The 16656-nt window shown below is 68.4% G+C and carries 14 protein-coding genes; 6 read left to right on the top strand and 8 right to left on the bottom strand.

The window, feature by feature from the left end; all coding sequences use genetic code 11:
• Positions 1-119 precede the first annotated feature (119 nt).
• Complete coding sequence (gene soxR, locus CCK91_RS03195; RefSeq protein WP_255377972.1) at positions 120-563, top strand: redox-sensitive transcriptional activator SoxR; 444 nt, start codon at positions 120-122, stop codon at positions 561-563.
• A 20-nt stretch (positions 564-583) separates the two neighbouring features.
• Here soxR and CCK91_RS03200 read toward each other — a convergent pair whose 3' ends face one another.
• The 8 genes from CCK91_RS03200 to CCK91_RS03235 form a co-directional block, all read right to left on the bottom strand.
• The gene (locus CCK91_RS03200; protein ID WP_086472830.1) at positions 584-973 is read right to left on the bottom strand and encodes an MmcQ/YjbR family DNA-binding protein; all 390 of its coding nucleotides are present in this window, start codon (positions 971-973) and stop codon (positions 584-586) included.
• Positions 974-990: 17 nt separating this feature from the next.
• Positions 991-1512 carry a hypothetical protein gene (locus tag CCK91_RS03205; protein ID WP_242664230.1) on the bottom strand — a complete coding sequence of 174 codons (522 nt, stop codon included), beginning with the start codon at positions 1510-1512 and terminating at the stop codon, positions 991-993.
• A gap of 80 nt (positions 1513-1592) precedes the next feature.
• Entirely contained in the window at positions 1593-2393 is an 801-nt protein-coding gene (locus CCK91_RS03210; protein WP_086472831.1) for an MBL fold metallo-hydrolase, read from the bottom strand.
• 59 nt (positions 2394-2452) lie between these two features.
• Positions 2453-3103: a TetR/AcrR family transcriptional regulator gene (locus tag CCK91_RS03215; RefSeq protein ID WP_085511115.1), complete on the bottom strand. Its 651-nt coding sequence runs from the start codon at positions 3101-3103 to the stop codon at positions 2453-2455.
• A gap of 129 nt (positions 3104-3232) precedes the next feature.
• Complete coding sequence (locus tag CCK91_RS03220; RefSeq protein ID WP_086473141.1) at positions 3233-3922, bottom strand: SOS response-associated peptidase; 690 nt, start codon at positions 3920-3922, stop codon at positions 3233-3235.
• A gap of 38 nt (positions 3923-3960) precedes the next feature.
• Positions 3961-4944 carry a TerC family protein gene (locus CCK91_RS03225; RefSeq protein ID WP_086472832.1) on the bottom strand — a complete coding sequence of 328 codons (984 nt, stop codon included), beginning with the start codon at positions 4942-4944 and terminating at the stop codon, positions 3961-3963.
• A 339-nt stretch (positions 4945-5283) separates the two neighbouring features.
• Positions 5284-6321: a LacI family DNA-binding transcriptional regulator gene (locus tag CCK91_RS03230; RefSeq protein WP_086472833.1), complete on the bottom strand. Its 1038-nt coding sequence runs from the start codon at positions 6319-6321 to the stop codon at positions 5284-5286.
• The gene (locus CCK91_RS03235; protein ID WP_086472834.1) at positions 6314-7897 is read right to left on the bottom strand and encodes a sugar ABC transporter ATP-binding protein; all 1584 of its coding nucleotides are present in this window, start codon (positions 7895-7897) and stop codon (positions 6314-6316) included. The genes CCK91_RS03230 and CCK91_RS03235 overlap by 8 nt, the downstream gene beginning before the upstream one ends.
• Positions 7898-8165: 268 nt before the next feature.
• Here CCK91_RS03235 and CCK91_RS03240 point away from each other — a divergent pair, with 268 nt between their 5' ends.
• From CCK91_RS03240 to CCK91_RS03260, 5 genes are all read left to right on the top strand, one after another.
• Positions 8166-9164: an ABC transporter substrate-binding protein gene (locus CCK91_RS03240; protein WP_086472835.1), complete on the top strand. Its 999-nt coding sequence runs from the start codon at positions 8166-8168 to the stop codon at positions 9162-9164.
• A gap of 117 nt (positions 9165-9281) precedes the next feature.
• A complete protein-coding gene (locus CCK91_RS03245) occupies positions 9282-10808 on the top strand; it encodes a sugar ABC transporter ATP-binding protein (protein ID WP_086472836.1) in 1527 nt (508 codons plus the stop codon).
• The gene (locus CCK91_RS03250; protein WP_086472837.1) at positions 10805-11929 is read left to right on the top strand and encodes an ABC transporter permease; all 1125 of its coding nucleotides are present in this window, start codon (positions 10805-10807) and stop codon (positions 11927-11929) included. The genes CCK91_RS03245 and CCK91_RS03250 overlap by 4 nt, the downstream gene beginning before the upstream one ends.
• Positions 11926-12969 (top strand): ABC transporter permease, encoded by a 1044-nt coding sequence (locus CCK91_RS03255; protein WP_086472838.1) that lies wholly within the window; start codon positions 11926-11928, stop codon positions 12967-12969. Before CCK91_RS03250 ends, CCK91_RS03255 begins: the two co-directional genes overlap by 4 nt.
• A 74-nt stretch (positions 12970-13043) precedes the next feature.
• Complete coding sequence (locus CCK91_RS03260; protein ID WP_086472839.1) at positions 13044-16655, top strand: family 43 glycosylhydrolase; 3612 nt, start codon at positions 13044-13046, stop codon at positions 16653-16655.
• Position 16656 lies beyond the last annotated feature (1 nt).

Below are 16656 nucleotides of genomic sequence, written 5' to 3' on the forward strand. Positions count from 1 at the left end.
GGTCGCGCGTGGGGATGGGCAGTGCTCCCCATCCCCCGGAGCGGCTGGTGTAGCGTCGAACGCGGGGCTGAACCTGAAGGTCGCTTGAGGTCGCATCCCGGAAGGTCAGGTGAGGCGCCGTGCACAGCCCCGACGAGTTGCTCAGTGTCGGTGAGATGAGTCGTCGCACCGGCGTCGCGGTGTCGGCGCTGCACTACTACGAGCGGCTCGGCCTCATCGGTTCCGAGCGGACCGCCGGCAACCAGCGGCGCTACCCGCGGCACATGCTGCGCCGCGTCGCGCTCATCTCGGTCGCGAAGCGCCTCGGTATCCCGCTCGAAGATGTGGCGGAGGCGTTCGCCGACGTGCCGCTCTCGAGCACCCCGAGTCACGAGGACTGGCAGCGTGCCTCCCGCCGCTGGCAGAAGGTCCTCGAACAGCGTCGGCGCGGGATCGAGCAACTCGAACGCGAGCTCACCGGCTGCATCGGTTGCGGCTGCCTCTCGATGAAGGCGTGTACGCTCCTCAACCCCGACGACGAGCTCGGCGACACCGGCACCGGTGCCCGGCGCATCCCGGTCTGAATGCACTGCCTGCCCGGTGTTCAGCCGTCGTGGTGCTGTCCGAACGTGGCGGGATCGACCGGGCGCAGCCGCTTCGGCAGCCCCTCGACGACGAGCAGGTACGACTCCGTGACGAGATCGTCGACGAACGCCGGTTCGAGCTCGCCGTCCGGCTTGAGCGAGATCCAGTGCCGTTTGTTCATGTGATAGCCGGGGATGATGTCGGGGAAGGCCTCGCGCAGGCTGTGGCTGTCCTCAGGCCGCGCCTTCAGGGTGACGATGGGTTCGCCCGTCGCCCCCGTCTGCAGCATGAAGACCTTGCCGCGGACCTTGTAGACGTCCCACTCGTCGCCGAACGGGTGCGTCAGCTCCGCGCCGGGGAGTTCGTCGGCGCGCCGAGCCGCCCGGTCCTGCAGCTCCGAGCCGTGCATCGTGGTCCTCCTCGGCGTCAGCCCTGGGTGTCCGTGGGCCGGAGCCCCGCCAGGTTCTGCAGCGGGCACCAGGCGCCGAGGCGCGGGTAGTCGATGGTCACGCCGACGACCCCGTGCTCGCCGAAGGACCGGACCCAGTCGATCGCCGCAGGCATCGGCACCGCGAGCAGCGACACCGTGGCGTCCGGGGGGACCAGCCCGTTCGCGTACGCGGCCTCCTGTGCTCGCGTCCCGCTGCTGTAGATCCCGATCAGGTTCCCCGGTTGCGCGGCGAGCGCGTACGGCCGAGGGTTCTCCTCCGGACCACGGTTGATGAAGACCCACCGGTCGAGTGCGGCGACCGCCCGCCAGAGCCGGATCTGAGCGTCGATGTCGTCCGGCGCCGCCCGGCAGGCCTCGTTCAGTGCGTCGAGCTCGGCCAGTACCTCGGGAGCGGGCTCGAGGGTGCGGCCCTGGTTCGGCTGCCCCGGGGCGTCGGTCTGCTCATCGACCGGGCTGTCATCGTTCGGGCTGTCGTCGCGGCGGAACGGGTTCTTCATGGTCACTTCCTCGTGGCTCGGGATCCGGGTTCGGGGACGTGACCAACGCTATCGCAGGGGTCCGACGGGGAGCCGGACCCTCAGAACGCACTCCCGAAGGCGAGCGCTTCCGCCGCAGCCTGCGCGGGCGAGCCGAAGAACGCCGGGCCGTGTCCGGGCAGCACGACGGAGGCCGGGAGTCCGGCCAGCGTGGTCAACGACTGGCGGGCGCGCTGCAGGTCGCCGTGGAACATCTCGGGGAGCAATTGCGGGCCGTCGTGGGGACTGGTGGGGTGGGCGGTGACGAGCGCGTCGCCCGCGACGAGGACGCCGTGCTCGACGAGGAGGAATCCGAGGTGCCCGCGCGTGTGGCCGGGGAGGGGGAGCGGACGGACCGCGACCCCGAGGGTCGCCCGGAGTTCGGGCACGTCCTCGATCGCGGTGACCGATGTCGGCGGCACGACCTCGAGCCCGCCGGCCTCGACGGCGTGGCTGACCCAGGCGGCGACCCCGGGACGTTCCAGATGGGGTTGGACGTCGGCGAGTCCGACCTGTTCGAGCACTTCCCGGCGGACGTTGGGGATCTCGTCGCGGGACGCGAGGATGTCGCACTCCGCCAACCCGGCGATGAAGGTCGCGTTGCCGATGTGGTCGCTGTGACCGTGGGTGAGGAGGATCGCCTGCACGTCCTCGACCGCATAGCCGAGCGCGCCGAGGGTCGCGGTGACGGCCGCGCCGTCGCCGGGGTAGCCGGTGTCGATGAGGACCGGGCCGAGATCGCCCTCGACGATGATCCAGTTGACGGACGGACCCTGCACGAGGTGCACGCGATCCGCGACCGTGGTGCTGCGGGTGGTGCCGTTCGGCACGGCGTCGAGGTGCGCGGGGTCGATCTGGGACATGGGCGTCCTTCCGATTGCGGAGACGGGGTTCGGGGGAGGGGGCGATGCGGGGGGGGGGCTCAGTGCTCGGCCGGTTCGGCGACGAGCTCATGAGCGGCCGCTGCGGCGGTCGTCGTGGCTGCAGCGCCGGCGGGATCGACGGTCGCGAGGATCGGCCGGATCAGGGTGATCAGTCGCTCGCTGAGCTCGGCCGCATCGTCGTCGCCCACCGTCGTGGTGACGAGTCCGAAGCAGGCGTCGAGCAGGACGTCCGCGACGCCGTCGAGGTCGGGGAGGTCGAGATCGTGCGCTGCGGCCTCCATGCGGAGGTTCGTGCGGGTGTAGGCCCGCCAGTCGAACACCGTGTAGACCGGGTCGTCCATCCGTGGCAGTTCGTGCAGGAGCCGGATGGCGCCCATCGCGATGGGGGATCGCTGCGCCTCCTGCGCGGAGGCGAGGATCATCGTCACCCAGCGGAGCGCTCCGTAGGGCACGCCGATCCGTGCGTCCGCCGCCTGCCACCGTTCGTCCTGCTCGGCGATCACCGCATGCGCGAGACTCCGCTTCGACGGGAACAGGTGGTACCCGATGACCGATTTCGGCTTGCCCATGACGGACGCGATGCCGGAGAACGACGTTCCGGCGTAGCCGTTCCGGCCGAACTCGAGTCCGGCGGCGTCGATGATCTCGTCGCGGACCTGGTTCATCGCGTACTGTCGCAGACCGCTCACGAGCGCTCCTTCGAGGTGGAGGGCCCGTCGATCGGGCCGCTAGACGATCGTCTGAGTCAGACGCTCGTCTAGCTTAGACGAGCGTCTGTGAAGGAGCTGAGGGATGCGACGACCACCCGCGCCGACCACTCAGCCGGGGAGCGGCTCGATGAGGTGCGGGCCCGTGTTGCGGACGTTGTTCACGTCGCGCGTGACCTCGTAGTGCGTGAGATCGTGGGCGACCGCGAAGGACTCCCGGTCGAGCAGCTGCAACAGCTGGTCGGTGTCGAGGTGGTCACCGAGCCAGTCGTCGTAGCCGTCCGGGGTGAGGCAGGCCGGCATGCGGTCGTGGACCTCACCCGGGGAGACGTGCGCGTCCCGCGTGATGATCGCCATCGACAACCGCCACTTGGCCGGGTCGCCCTCGGGCTTGCCCGGGTCGGGCCAGGCACTGATGATGCCCGCCATCGCGAGCTCGGCCTCGGGGTCGTGGATGAAGTGGGGCTGCTTGCCGGTCTCGGTGACGACCCACTCGTAGTAACCGGTCGCCGGTACGATGCACCGTGCTGACGCGAAGGCCTTGCGGAACATGGAGGCGGTCGCGACCGTCTCCATGCGCGCGTTGATCGGTTGTGGCCGTTGCTTGGCGAAGTCCTTGGCCCAGCCGGGGACGAAGCCCCAGCGGGCGCTGGTCGCGGCCCGTTCCTCGTGCCGGGTTCGGACCACGGTCACCTCGGTGGTGGGGGCGACGTTGTAGTCGGGCGCTGGCGCCTCGAACTCGGCCACGAGGTCCGCGAGGAGGGTGGACGTGGAATCGGTGACGACGAAGCGACCGCACATGCGCTCAGCATAGGAGCGCATGTGCGGTCGGTCGACCCCTACCGCTCGATGCCGGCCCGCGCATCGCGGCGGGTCTTCGCGAGCGAGGCGACCGTCGCCACGGTGATGGTCACGGCGATGAAGAGCAGCGAGAACCAGATCGGGATGTCGGGGATCCAGTCGATGTGCTGACCGCCGTTGATGAACGGCAGCTCGTTCACGTGGAGGGCGTGGAACACGAGCTTCACACCGATGAAGGCGAGGATGACGGCGAGACCCTGGGCGAGGTAGACGAGACGTTCCAGCAGGCCACCGATGAGGAAGAACAGCTGGCGCAGGCCCATGAGGGCGAACGCGTTCGCGGTGAACACGATGTACGCCTGCTCGGTGAGGCCGTAGATCGCGGGGATCGAGTCGACCGCGAACACGAGGTCGACGAACCCGATCGCGACGATCGTCAGCAGCATCGGGGTGAAGAAGCGCTTGCCGTCGATCTTCACCGAGAGTCGGTCGCCGTGGTAGGTGTCGGTGATCGGGAGGATGCGGCGGGCGAAGCCAACGACCTTGCCGTTCGCCGGGTCGCTCTCGTGGCTGCCGAACGCCTGGCGGTACGCGAGGAACAACAGCAGCGCGCCCATCAGGTAGAAGATCCAGGAGTAGTTCTCGATGAGTGCGGCGCCGACGGCGATGAACGCGCCGCGCATGATGAGCGCGATGATGATGCCGATCATCAGCACCTTCTGCTGGTACGCCTTCGGGACGGCGAACCCGGCCATCACGATGAGGAAGACGAACAGGTTGTCGATCGACAGCGCCTTCTCGGTCAGATACCCGGCGAAGTACTCGCCGCCGTACGTCCAGCCGGAGACGAGGCCGATGCCGACGCCGAACAGCAGGGCGAGGCTGACGTAGAAGATCGACCAGCGTGCCGACTCGGCGATCGTCGGTTCGTGGGGCTTCCGCACGTGCGCGAAGAACTCGTAGACGAAGAAGAGGATCGTGACACCGATGGTGATGATCCAGATCAGCGGGGTGACGGCCATGGTGGCTCCAAGGGCTCGAGGACGGGACTCCGACGCGATGGTCGGAACACGGTCTTCTCCACTCTCGATGAGAGCCGACACCCCGGGACCCGATGGCGGATCCGTACTGACGAGCATGTCGCGAAGGAGTACTCCCCCTGCTCCGACAAGTGTAGGTCAGGGGGTGGACGGGGTACCTGGGAATTCGCCCTTCGACAGGCTCAGGGACCGGGTGAGGCTCAGAGGCCGGGTGAGGCTCAGGGGCAGGGCGGGGCAGGGACCGGGTGAGGCTCAGAGGCCGGGTGAGGCTCAGGGGCCGGGCGGGGCAGGGACCGGGTGAGGCTCCGGGACGGGAGATGCTCAGGGGACGTCGACCCGGCGCCTCGCCAAGCGCTCGGCGTTCGCCGTCGCCGTGGAGTCGCGCAGGATCAGCTCCGGTACCGAGGGCGGCACTGCTCCCGGGGGTTCTCCGTTGACGTGGTCGAGCAGGGTCGCGAGGAGGGTCCGGCCGACCTGTTCGAAGTCCTGCCGCACGGTGGTGAGCGGCGGCGAGAGGTGCTCCGCCTCGGGGATGTCGTCGAACCCCACGACGCTGAAGTCGAGCGGGACCCGGAGGCCGCGCTCGGTGAGCGAGTGCATGAGCCCCAGGGCCATCTGGTCGTTGGCGGCGAACACCGCGGTGACCTCGTCGTCCAGCTGACGGCCGAGAGCGTATCCGGAGGTCGGCGTCCAGTCGCCGGTCCCGACGACCTGCGCGACGAGACCCGCGGTGGCGAGTTCGTCTCGCCAGCCGCGCTCGCGCTCGCGGGCGTCGATCGCATCCGGTGGTCCGGCGAGGTGCCCGATGCGCCGGTGGCCGAGCCCGATGAGGTGGGCGGTCGCGGCACGAGCGCCGGCGTACTGGTCGACGCCGACGGTGACCATGCCCGCGCGTGGTGTGGCGTGCAGGGCCACGAGCGGCACGCTGAGTTCCATCCCCGCCACGATGTCGGTGACCCCCTCGCGTGCGCTGATCACGGCGATCCCCTCGACGTTCTGGCGGAGGAACCCCTCGACCGCCGCGCGTGCCGAACCCGGGTCGCTGTCCACCATGTTCGCGGTGAAGACCGACCAGCGTGCGTCGCGGGCCGCGGCGTTGAAGTGCAGGACCGAGGACGAGGGCCCGAACTCGGTGCCGCCGGTGGCGATGAGGCCGATGGTCCGGGATCGCTTCGTGACGAGCGTCCGGGCCGCGGGGGAGGGGACGTAGCGCAGCTGCTTGATCGCTTCGTCGACCCGCGCCTTCGTTGCCGGGCGCACGTTCGGGAGGTCGTTCAGGACCCGTGACACGGTCTGGTGCGAGACCCCCGCGAGCCGCGCGACGTCGAAGATCGTCGCATGGCGGGACGGCTCAGCCACGCGGTCCCCTCTCGTCGTCGGCGGTCGTGGTCGGTTCCGGCGGGGCCTCGTCCGGCCCCTCCGACATCGCAGCTAACAGCTTCGAGACGGTGAGGTCGTAGTTCGGGAGGTCGGCGACCTTCCGTCGGTCGCGCAGCACGGCGATCCGGTGGCTGATGCGCAGGACCTCCTCGAGTTCGGCTGAGATGAACACGACCGACAGACCGTTCTCGGCGAGCCGGGTCACGAGCTTCTGGATCTCGGCCTTGGCGCCGATGTCGATGCCTCGGGTCGGTTCATCGAGCACGAGCAGCCGAGGAGCGAGCGCGAGCCACCTCGCCAAGAGTACCTTCTGCTGGTTCCCGCCTGAGAGCTCCTTCATGAGCGCATCGGGATTCGCCGGTTTGATGCCCATCGCCTGGATGTAGCTCTCGGCCAGTTCGTTCTGCCGACGCAGCGGTATCCGCCTGAACCACCCGAGGTCCGCCTGCAGGGCCAGCGCGATGTTGTCGCGCAGGCTGAGGTCGCCGATGATCCCCTCGGTGCGACGGTTCTCCGACGCGTAGACGATCCGTTGCTTGAGGGCACGGCGCGGGGATCCGAGGCGGGTGGCCCTCCCGGCCACCTCCACCGAGCCGGTGTCGGCCCGGTCGACGCCGGTCAGGAGTCTGGCGAGCTCCGTCCGGCCTGAGCCGAGCAGGCCGGCGATGCCGACGATCTCGCCCTCGTAGACCTTCAGGTCGATCGGTTCGATCGCGCCCTGGCGCCCGAGGCCGATCGCCGCGACGAACGGGTCCTCACCGTCCAGGGCGTCGCCCTCCTCGGAGGTGTCGAGCCCGCGTCGGATCTCGTCGAAGGTCGCGAGCTCCTTGCCGATCATCTTGTGGACGAGGTCGATCCGGAGCAGTTCGTGCGGGAGGTATTCGCCGACGAGTCGGCCTTCGCGCAGCACCGTGAGTCGGTCGGAGATCTCGTAGACCTGGTCGAGGAAGTGCGAGATGAAGAGGATCGCGACGCCCTCGGCCTTGAGGATCGAGATGACCCGGAAGAGTTCGGTGACCTCGTCGTTGTCGAGGCTCGAGGTCGGTTCGTCGAGGACGAGCACCTTGGTGCGCACGGCGATCGCCCGGACGATCGCGACCAGCTGTTGGATCGCCGGCGGGTGGGCGGAGAGCTGCGAGGCCGGGTCGATGTCGAGTCCGACGACGGCGAGCAGTTCGCGGGCGCGCTCGCGCATCCGCCTCCCCGAGATCCCTCCCCAGGCATGGCGGGGTTCGCGGCCCAGGAGGATGTTCTCCGCGACGGTCAGGTTGGGGAGGAGGTTGACCTCCTGGTAGACGGTGCTGATCCCGTGCGCCTGGGCGTCGGCGACGCTCGAGAACGAGACCTCGCGCCCCTCGAGGAGGATGCTTCCGCTGTCGATCCGATGGACCCCGGTCAGCGACTTGATCAGGGTCGACTTCCCCGCTCCGTTCTCGCCCATGAGGGAGTGGACCTCGCCGGGGAACAACCGGAGGTCGACGTCGTCGAGCGCTTTGACGCCGGGGAAGCTCACCGAGACACCGCGCAGCTGCACGAGTGGCGTGGGCGAGGTCATCTGCAGCTCTCCATCGAGGTGGTCGCGGCCGGGGTGTCCGCTGATCACCTGACTCTAGCGCGCGCGACGGCGCCGCAGGGAGGCCGCTCCGCGAGAATTGTGAGGGCTAACATTGCCTGTTGACAACCACTTCGAGCCGTGGCTAATGTTCAGCACAACGCAGATGTGATCGCTAACAATCACCGACCACCTGCGTCACCGCAGCACCACGCACGTCACATTCACGCCGCACCCATCGTCGGGACCGCGGGTCTCAAAGAGGAGAACAATGTTCAAGACAACACGTGTCCGCGCACTCGCGGGCCTCGCCCTGGTCGGTGCTCTCGCGTTCAGCGCGACCGCCTGCTCCAGCGGTTCCGGAAGCTCCGACGGCGACGCCGGTTCCGACGGCGAACTCACCACCATCGGCTTCGTGGCCGTCGGCCCCGAGGGTGGATGGCGCACCGCGAACGAGAAGAACATCCAGGACTCGTTCTCGAAGGAGAACGGCTTCGACCTCAAGTACGCACCGGCGACGAACGGCGACCAGAACTCGCAGATCACCGCCTTCACCTCGTTCATCGACGAGGGCGTCGACGCCATCCTGCTGTCCGCCACCGAGGCGACCGGCTGGGAGAGCGTCCTGGAGCGCGCGAAGGAGGCCGAGATCCCCGTGGTCCTGCTCGACCGCGGCATCGAGCCGAACGACACCGAGCTCTACACGAGCCGCATCGCCCCCGACAACGTCGGCATCAGTGCCTCGGCCGCCGAGTGGGCGAACGGTCAGTTCCCCGACGGCGCCAAGTACGTCGTCCTCGAGGGCCCTCCCGGCCTCTCCGTCGTCAACGACCGCAACAAGGGCTGGGACGACACCATCGACCCGAACTTCACGAAGCTCGAGTCGCAGTCGGCCAACTGGTCCACCGAAGAGGCGAAGAGCGTCTTCGAGACCATCCTCAAGGCGAACAACAACGACGTCCAGCTCGTCTTCGCACAGAACGACGAAATGGGCCTCGGCGCTGCACTCGCCGTCGAGGAGGCCGGCCTGAAGCCCGGAACCGACGTCAAGATCATCACGATCGACGGCACCAAGGCGGCGCTCGAAGCACTCGCCGCCGGACGACTGAGCTTCGTCGCCGAGTACAACCCGCTGTTCGGTGAGACGGCGATCGACATCGTCAAGAAGGCACTCGCCGGCGACAAGGTCGAATCGGACATCGTGGTGCCGAGTGTCACGTTCGACTCCCCGGACGCCGCGACGGCAGCACTGCCCGAACGCGCCTACTGATCCGACCCGGTCGCCCGGCAGCCACCCCCTCGCTGCCGGGCGACCGCCCACCCGCTTCCCGGGGACCAGACTCCCCGGCGACGACGCCGGATCGACCGGCAGAACGACCAGGCAGACATGGCAATCACCGAGCCGATCGTCGAGATGCAGCACATCTCCATCGAGTTCCCGGGCGTCAAAGCCCTGCAAGACGTGGACTTCCGTCTCTTCCCCGGCGAGGTCCACACGCTCATGGGCGAGAACGGCGCCGGCAAGTCGACGCTCATCAAGGCGCTCACCGGGGTGTACAAGATCGACTCCGGCACGATCCTGGTCGCCGGAGGTCCCCGTTCCTTCTCCGGAACGGCGGACGCGCAGAGCGCCGGCATCTCGACCGTCTATCAAGAGGTGAACCTCTGCGACAACCTCACCGTCGGCGAGAACGTGATGCTCGGCCACGAGGTCCGCGGCCCCTTCGGCATCAACTGGCGCCGCACCCACGAAGCCGCACACGAAGCGCTCGTCGGGCTCGGCCTCGGGCACATCGACCCCAAGCAGCCGCTCTCGAGCATCTCGCTCGCGCTGCAACAGCTCGTCGCGATCAGCCGGGCCATGGTCACCAAGTCGAAGGTGCTCATCCTCGACGAGCCGACCTCCAGCCTCGACGCCAACGAGGTGGAGGGCCTCTTCCAGGTCATGCGCCGACTACGCGACCAGGGCGTCGCGATCCTCTTCGTCTCCCACTTCCTCGACCAGGTCTACGCGATCAGCGACCGCCTCACGGTGCTCCGCAACGGCGAGTTCGTCGGGGAGTACCGCACCGCGGACCTCAACCGCACCGAGCTCATCTCCAAGATGATCGGCAAGGACTACGGCGCGCTCGCCGCCCTGGGTTCCAACCGCGGCCGGACCGCCACCGCCGACACCCCGGCGTTCTACCGCGCCAAGGACCTCGGGCGGAAGGGCTCGATCGACCCCGTCGACATCGAGGTCCACGCGGGCGAGGTCGTCGGTCTCGCGGGGCTCCTCGGGTCGGGCCGCACCGAGCTCGGTCGGCTCATCTACGGTGCCGACCGTCCCGACTCCGGCACGGTCACGATCGACGGCACGACCGCAGAGGTCCACACGCCCATGGCCGGCTTGTCGAAGCAGATCGCCTTCTCCACGGAGAACCGACGCGACGAAGGCATCATCGGCGACCTGACCGTTCGCGAGAACCTCATCCTCGCCGTCCAGGCCCGCAGGGGCTGGGCGCGCCCGCTCTCCCGCCGTGAGCAGAACGAGCTCTGCGACAAGTACCTGCTCGAACTCAACGTCCGCCCGTCCGACCCGGAACGCCCCATCAAGAACCTCTCCGGTGGTAACCAGCAGAAGGTGCTCCTCGGCCGATGGTTGGCGACGAAGCCGCAGCTCATCGTGCTCGACGAGCCGACCCGCGGCATCGACGTCGGCGCCAAGGCCGAGATCCAGGAGGCGATCGCCGCGCTCGCCGAGGACGGGATGTCCGTCGTGTTCATCTCCTCCGAGCTCGAGGAGGTCGTGCGCTTGAGCGAGCGGATCGTCGTGCTGAAGGATCACCGTAAGATCGGCGAGATCGTCAACGGACCCGAGGTCACCGCAGACACCATCGTCGACCTGATCGCCACCGAAGGGAGCGCCACGTGAGCGCCACTGATCAGGGGCCGGCCCGTTCCGGTTCCTCCGCCCGCGGCGGCCAGGGCTCGGCCCGCGGCGTCGTCAGCACCATCGTCCACCAGCCCTACATCTGGGCGATCGTGACGTTGCTGCTCCTGCTCGTCATCAACCTCGTCAAGGACCCCGGCTACCTGGGCGTCTCCGTCAACGGCACGACCGGCAACCTGTCGGGCAACCCCATCGACATCCTGCGTGCGAGCGCCCCGATCATGATGATCGCGGTCGGGATGACGCTCGTGATCGCCACCCGCGGCATCGACCTCTCGGTCGGTTCCGTCATGGCCGTCTCCGGCGCCGTGTCGATGGAGTTCATGAGCAACCAGAGCGGCGGCGACGCCGGTTCGGCCATCGTCGCAGCGCTGCTCGCGCTCGCCGTGAGCGCCTTCCTCGGCACCGTCAACGGAGTGCTCGTCTCGATCGTCGGCCTGCAGCCGTTCATCACCACCCTGATCACGATGCTCGCCGGCCGCGGCCTCGCGAAGGTCATCACCTCGGGGCAGAACACCTCCGCCACGAACGAGCCCTTCCGCTGGCTCGCCAACGGCACGGTGTTCGGCTTCCCCGTGGTCTTCATCATCGCCGGTGTCATCGTCGCGATCGTCGCGTTCCTCGTCCGGCGCACCGCGCTCGGCCTGATGATCGAGTCGATCGGCATCAACCCGCGCGCCGCCCGGATGGCGGGTATCCGCCCGATCGGCATCCTCATCGCCGTCTATATCGTGAGCGCCGTCCTCGCGGGTGTCGCCGGGATCTTCAGCACCGCCAGCGTCATGACGGTCGAGGTCGCGAAGACCGGGTTGAACGCGGAGATGGACGCCATCCTCGCGGTCGTCATCGGCGGCACCTCGCTCGCCGGTGGCAAGTTCTCCCTCACCGGCAGCGTGATCGGCGCGCTCCTCATCGCGACGCTCGACAAGACGATCGTGTTCCTCTCCATCCCCTCCTCGGCGACGCCGGCGTTCAAGGCCGTCGTGATCGTGATCATCTGCCTCCTCCAGTCACAGCGCGTGAGAGCCCTGTTCGCCCGGCGGAAGTCCCGGACGACGCCCACGGCGTCGGTCCCCACGCGAAAGGAAACGGTGTCCGCATGAGCACCCTCACCGACCGACCCGCACCTGACGCTCCGGTGCTCCCGCGGCGCTCGCTGCTGTCCCGGCTGACGCCCAACCTCGAGACCCTGCCCACCCTGGCGGCCGTCGTCATCTTCATCGGCATGGTCGTCTACGGCGAGATCGCCTACGGACGGATCGTCCAGGCCAGCACGATCTCGAACCTGCTCATCAACAACGCCTACCTGATCATCCTCGCCGTCGGACTCACCTTCGTGATCCTCACGGGCGGCGTGGACCTCTCCGTCGGTGCGATCATCGCCATCAGCAGTCTGATCGGGGTGATGCTCGCGAACTCGGGCTGGAACCCGATCGCGGTCATGGTGATCATGATCCTGATCGGCTCAGCGTTCGGCGTGTTCTCGGGCGTGCTCGTGCAGTACTTCAACGTGCAACCGTTCATCGCCACCCTCGCGATGATGTTCCTCGGGCGCGGTCTCGCGTCGATGCTCAGCACCACCCCGGAGCGTCTCGCCGACGACTCGCCGATCCGTTCGCTGTCCACCGAGTGGAAGGTGATCGACGGCCCGAAGATCAACGACCTCATCACCACCCCGAACGTCCTGATCGCCCTGCTCGTCGTCGCTGCGGCGTTCGTGGTGCTCCACAAGACCCGCCTCGGCCGGACCGTGTACGCGATCGGCGGCTCTGAGCAGTCGGCGCTCCTCATGGGGCTGCCCGTCGTCCGCACGAAGCTCATGGTCTACATCATCAGCGGTACCCTGGCCGGCCTCGCGGCCGTCGTCTACACCTCGAAGCTCGGCATCGCCCAGAACATCACGGGCGTCGGCTGGGAGCTCGACGCCATCGCCGCGGTCATCATCGGTGGCACCCTGCTGACCGGAGGCGCCGGGTTCGTCCTCGGCTCCGTCGTCGGTGCGCTCGTCCTCGGCCTCATGAACGTGCTCATCACCCGCGACGGCAGCATCCCGCCGGAGGCGACCACCATCATCACCGGCGGCATCCTGCTCGTCTTCGTCCTCCTCCAGCGACTCGTGGTCTCGCGCAAACGCAAGACCTGACGCACGCACACCCCCACCGCACCACCCGTTCCATCCCGCTCGACAACGACGCCGAACCAGGAGAACCAACCCCCATGAGACAACTGCGCCTCAAAACGGTCGTCGCGACCTCCATCGCGGCCCTGATCCTCCCGCTCGTCGGTGCCTCCGGCGCCGCTGCAGCGGTGCCGTCGGGGGCCGCTCCGACAGCGACCTCCCAGTCCGGCTTCCGGGCCGCCCCCACAGCGCAGGAGGACCTGGACGCCGCCGCGGCGGCGCTCTCGATCGCGAACGTCGACGACGTGCGCGGCAATCTGACCCTGCCGGGAGCACCCGAGGGGATCGACATCGCCTGGGCGTCGTCGGACACCACCGTGATCACCATCGACGGTGTCGTGACGCGGCCCGCCACGGACACCACCGTCACCCTGACCGCCACGCTGAGCCAGGGAGAGGCGACCGCGACGCGCGAGTTCACGGCGACCGTCCGCGCCGCGATCGCGGCCCCCGACTACGAGGGCTACGCGTTCGCCTACTTCACCGGCAACTCGCTCGCCGGCGAGAACATCTACTTCGCCGCCAGTGAGGGCAACAACGCGCTCGACTGGAACGAACTCAACGCCGGACGCCCGGTCCTCACCTCGGACGAGGGTACGAAGGGGCTGCGCGACCCGTTCCTCATCCGCTCTCCCGAGGGTGACACCTTCTACCTCATCGCCACCGACCTCTCGATCGGCAGCGGCACGTCCTGGGGAGACTCGGTCCGGAAGGGCAGCCACTACCTCGAGGTGTGGGAGTCCCACGACCTCGTGACCTGGTCCGACCAGCGCCACATCGAGGTCGCACCGGAGAACGCCGGCAACACCTGGGCACCCGAGGCGTACTACGACGACACCATCGGCGCGTACGTGGTCTTCTGGGCGTCGTCGCTCTACGGCGCCGACGACCCGGACCACACCGGGAACAGCTACCACCGCATGATGTACGCGACCACCCGCGACTTCACGACGTTCAGCGAGCCGCAGGTCTGGCAGGATCAGGGCGTCTCCCGGATCGACTCGACGGTGATCAAGTCGAGCGACACCTACTACCGCTTCACCAAGGACGAGGGCGCCGGTGGCACCGGGTGCGCCGACATCATCCAGGAGTCCTCGACGGACCTGCGGGCCACGCTCGAGTCCTGGACGGTGCTCGACAGCTGCATCGGTCGCGACGCCGGCACCAGCGCGGTCGAGGGTCCGACGGCGTTCGCCGCCAACCCTGGCGACGTCAACGGTGACAAGTTCTACCTCTTCGTCGATGAGTACGGCGGACGCGGCTACATCCCGCTCGAGACCGAGGACATCGCGAACCCGGACTGGCAGGTCGCGAAGGACTACGACCTGCCCGCGAGCCCGCGCCACGGCACGGTGCTCCCGGTCACGGCCGCAGAGCTGCAACTGCTCGAGGACAGCCTCGGCGGAGCACCCGAGCCGTTGCCCGCGAACGAGGACGGCGAGATCGTCCGTTACGACTTCGCCGAGTCCGCCGGCTCGACGCTCAACGACGTGTCCGGCAACGGCCTCGACGCAGCGGTCGAGGGCGGTGCGACCTTCTCCGACGGCGCGCTGCAGCTCGACGGCGGCGACGACTACGTCAAGCTGCCGGACAACCTGCTCGCCGGCGTGAAGGACGTCACGGTGGAGGCGGAGGTCTGGATCGACCCGACGCAGGCCAATCCGTACTTCATCTACGGGCTCGGCAACACCACCGGTGGCGCCGGCGACGGCTACCTGTTCAGCACCGGCAACGCGTATCGGACGAGCCTCGCGACCGGCAACTGGAGCACGGAGCAGACGGTGTCGCAAGGCAAGGACCTGACGCGCGGTCGCTGGGCGAAGCTGACGTACACGTTGCAGGGCACGACGGCCACGATCTACCTCGACGGCATCGCCGTCGGGACGGGGACCGTCACGTCCGATCCGGGCGACATCGGCGGCGGGTGGACGAGCGCCAACTACCTGGGCCGTTCGAACTACGACGCCGACAACCGGCTGAAGGGTGCGTTCCGCGAGTTCGCGATCTACAACCGCGCGCTCTCGGCGGACGAGGTGCTCGCCGGCTCCGGGAACACCGCGGCACTCACCGACATCGGCCTCGAGGAGGACGTGCTCAAGACCGCCCCGATCGTCGACAACGACCGTCACGAGGTCGTCTTCCCGGTGCGCCCCGGAACGGACCGCACCGTCTTGAGCCCGACGTTCACGACCGCGGCCGGTGTCACGGCGAGCCCCGCCTCGGGGACCGCCGTCGACCTCAGCAGCCCCGTGACCGTGACGTTGACGCCGACCTCGGGTGCTGCCGTGACGTGGACGATGCGGGCGGTCGAGATGAAGAGCCCGGTCATCCCCGGTCTCTACGCCGACCCGAACGTCTTCGTCTGGGGCGACACCTACTACATCTATGCGACCTCCGACGGCTTCGCCGGCTGGGGTGGCAAGGAGTTCTTCGTCTGGTCGTCCAAGGACCTCGTCGACTGGGAGCGTTCGGCGGAGCCGATCCTCACGCTCGACGGCGCGAACGGGAACGTGCCGTGGGCGACCGGCAACGCCTGGGCACCGACGATCGGCGAGAAGGACGGGAAGTTCTTCTTCTACTTCAGCGGACACAACCCCTCGGTCGACCGGAAGACCATCGGCGTCGCCGTCGCGGACAGTCCGACCGGTCCGTTCACGGCTCAGCCGAACGCGATGATCCTCAACGACGAAGCGGTGACCTCGGGACAGGCGATCGACCCGGCCACGTTCACCGACCCGGTGACGGGGAAGAGCTACCTGTTCTGGGGCAACGGCTCGCCGGTGTACGCCGAGCTGTCGGACGACATGCTGTCGATCAAGGCCGACACGCTCAAGCGCATCGACGGCCTGACCGACTTCCGTGAGGGCGCCTTCGTCAACTACCGGGACGGGATCTACCACCTGACGTACTCGATCGACGACACCGGCTCGGAGAACTACCGGGTCGGCTACGCGACGGCGACGAGCGTCGACGGCCCGTGGACGTACCACGGTGTGATCCTGCAGAAGAAACCCGAACTCGGCATCCTCGCCACGGGTCACAGCTCGATCCTCAACGTGCCGGGAACCGACGACTGGTACATCGTCTACCACCGGTTCGCCATCCCGGGTGGTGACGGCCAGCACCGCGAGACGACGATCGACCGGCTGACGTTCGACCCGGAGACGGGCCTCATGAACCCGGTCGTCCCGACCCTCGAGAGCGTCGGCCCACAGCGGATCGCGGTGCCCGGTGCCGAGGGCACGCTGACGATCGACCAGCCGTCGGTGCGGGTGGGTGAGTCGATCTCGGTGTCCGGGTCCGGCTTCGCCGCGGGGGAGCAGGTGCGGTTCACGCTGTTCTCCACCCCGACCGACCTCGGGACCGTCGTCGCGGACGCTTCGGGTGCGTTCGTGGCGACGCTCACGGTGCCCGCTTCGGTGGCGCCGGGAGCGCACACCCTCCAGGCGCTGGGCGCCGATTCCGGCATCACGGCCGAGGCGGCGCTGACGGTCCTGGCCGCAGACGCCGCGGCTCCCGGAGTCACGGGCTCCGGTCCTGGTGCGCTGTCGACCACCGGTGTCTCGGTCGTCGGATTCCTCGGCCTGGCCGGGCTGCTCCTCGCAGCCGGCGCGTGGCTGGTCGTCCGTCGCCGACGCGTCGCCTCCTAGC

Origin of the sequence: Plantibacter elymi (nom. nud.), assembly GCF_900177795.1 — a bacterium.
Classification (GTDB): domain Bacteria; phylum Actinomycetota; class Actinomycetes; order Actinomycetales; family Microbacteriaceae; genus Plantibacter; species Plantibacter elymi.

What these genes read in the sequence shown, in the direction of transcription:
- CCK91_RS03225 (WP_086472832.1), bottom strand. Translation starts at nt 4,944, where the DNA reads ATGGCCGTCACCCCGCTGATCTGGATCATCACCATCGGTGTCACGATC.
- CCK91_RS03235 (WP_086472834.1), bottom strand. Translation starts at nt 7,897, where the DNA reads ATGACCTCGCCCACGCCACTCGTGCAGCTGCGCGGTGTCTCGGTGAGC.
- CCK91_RS03205 (WP_242664230.1), bottom strand. Translation starts at nt 1,512, where the DNA reads ATGAAGAACCCGTTCCGCCGCGACGACAGCCCGAACGATGACAGCCCG.
- CCK91_RS03200 (WP_086472830.1), bottom strand. Translation starts at nt 973, where the DNA reads ATGCACGGCTCGGAGCTGCAGGACCGGGCGGCTCGGCGCGCCGACGAA.
- CCK91_RS03240 (WP_086472835.1), top strand. Translation starts at nt 8,166, where the DNA reads ATGTTCAAGACAACACGTGTCCGCGCACTCGCGGGCCTCGCCCTGGTC.
- CCK91_RS03220 (WP_086473141.1), bottom strand. Translation starts at nt 3,922, where the DNA reads ATGTGCGGTCGCTTCGTCGTCACCGATTCCACGTCCACCCTCCTCGCG.
- CCK91_RS03260 (WP_086472839.1), top strand. Translation starts at nt 13,044, where the DNA reads ATGAGACAACTGCGCCTCAAAACGGTCGTCGCGACCTCCATCGCGGCC.
- CCK91_RS03245 (WP_086472836.1), top strand. Translation starts at nt 9,282, where the DNA reads ATGGCAATCACCGAGCCGATCGTCGAGATGCAGCACATCTCCATCGAG.
- CCK91_RS03255 (WP_086472838.1), top strand. Translation starts at nt 11,926, where the DNA reads ATGAGCACCCTCACCGACCGACCCGCACCTGACGCTCCGGTGCTCCCG.
- CCK91_RS03210 (WP_086472831.1), bottom strand. Translation starts at nt 2,393, where the DNA reads ATGTCCCAGATCGACCCCGCGCACCTCGACGCCGTGCCGAACGGCACC.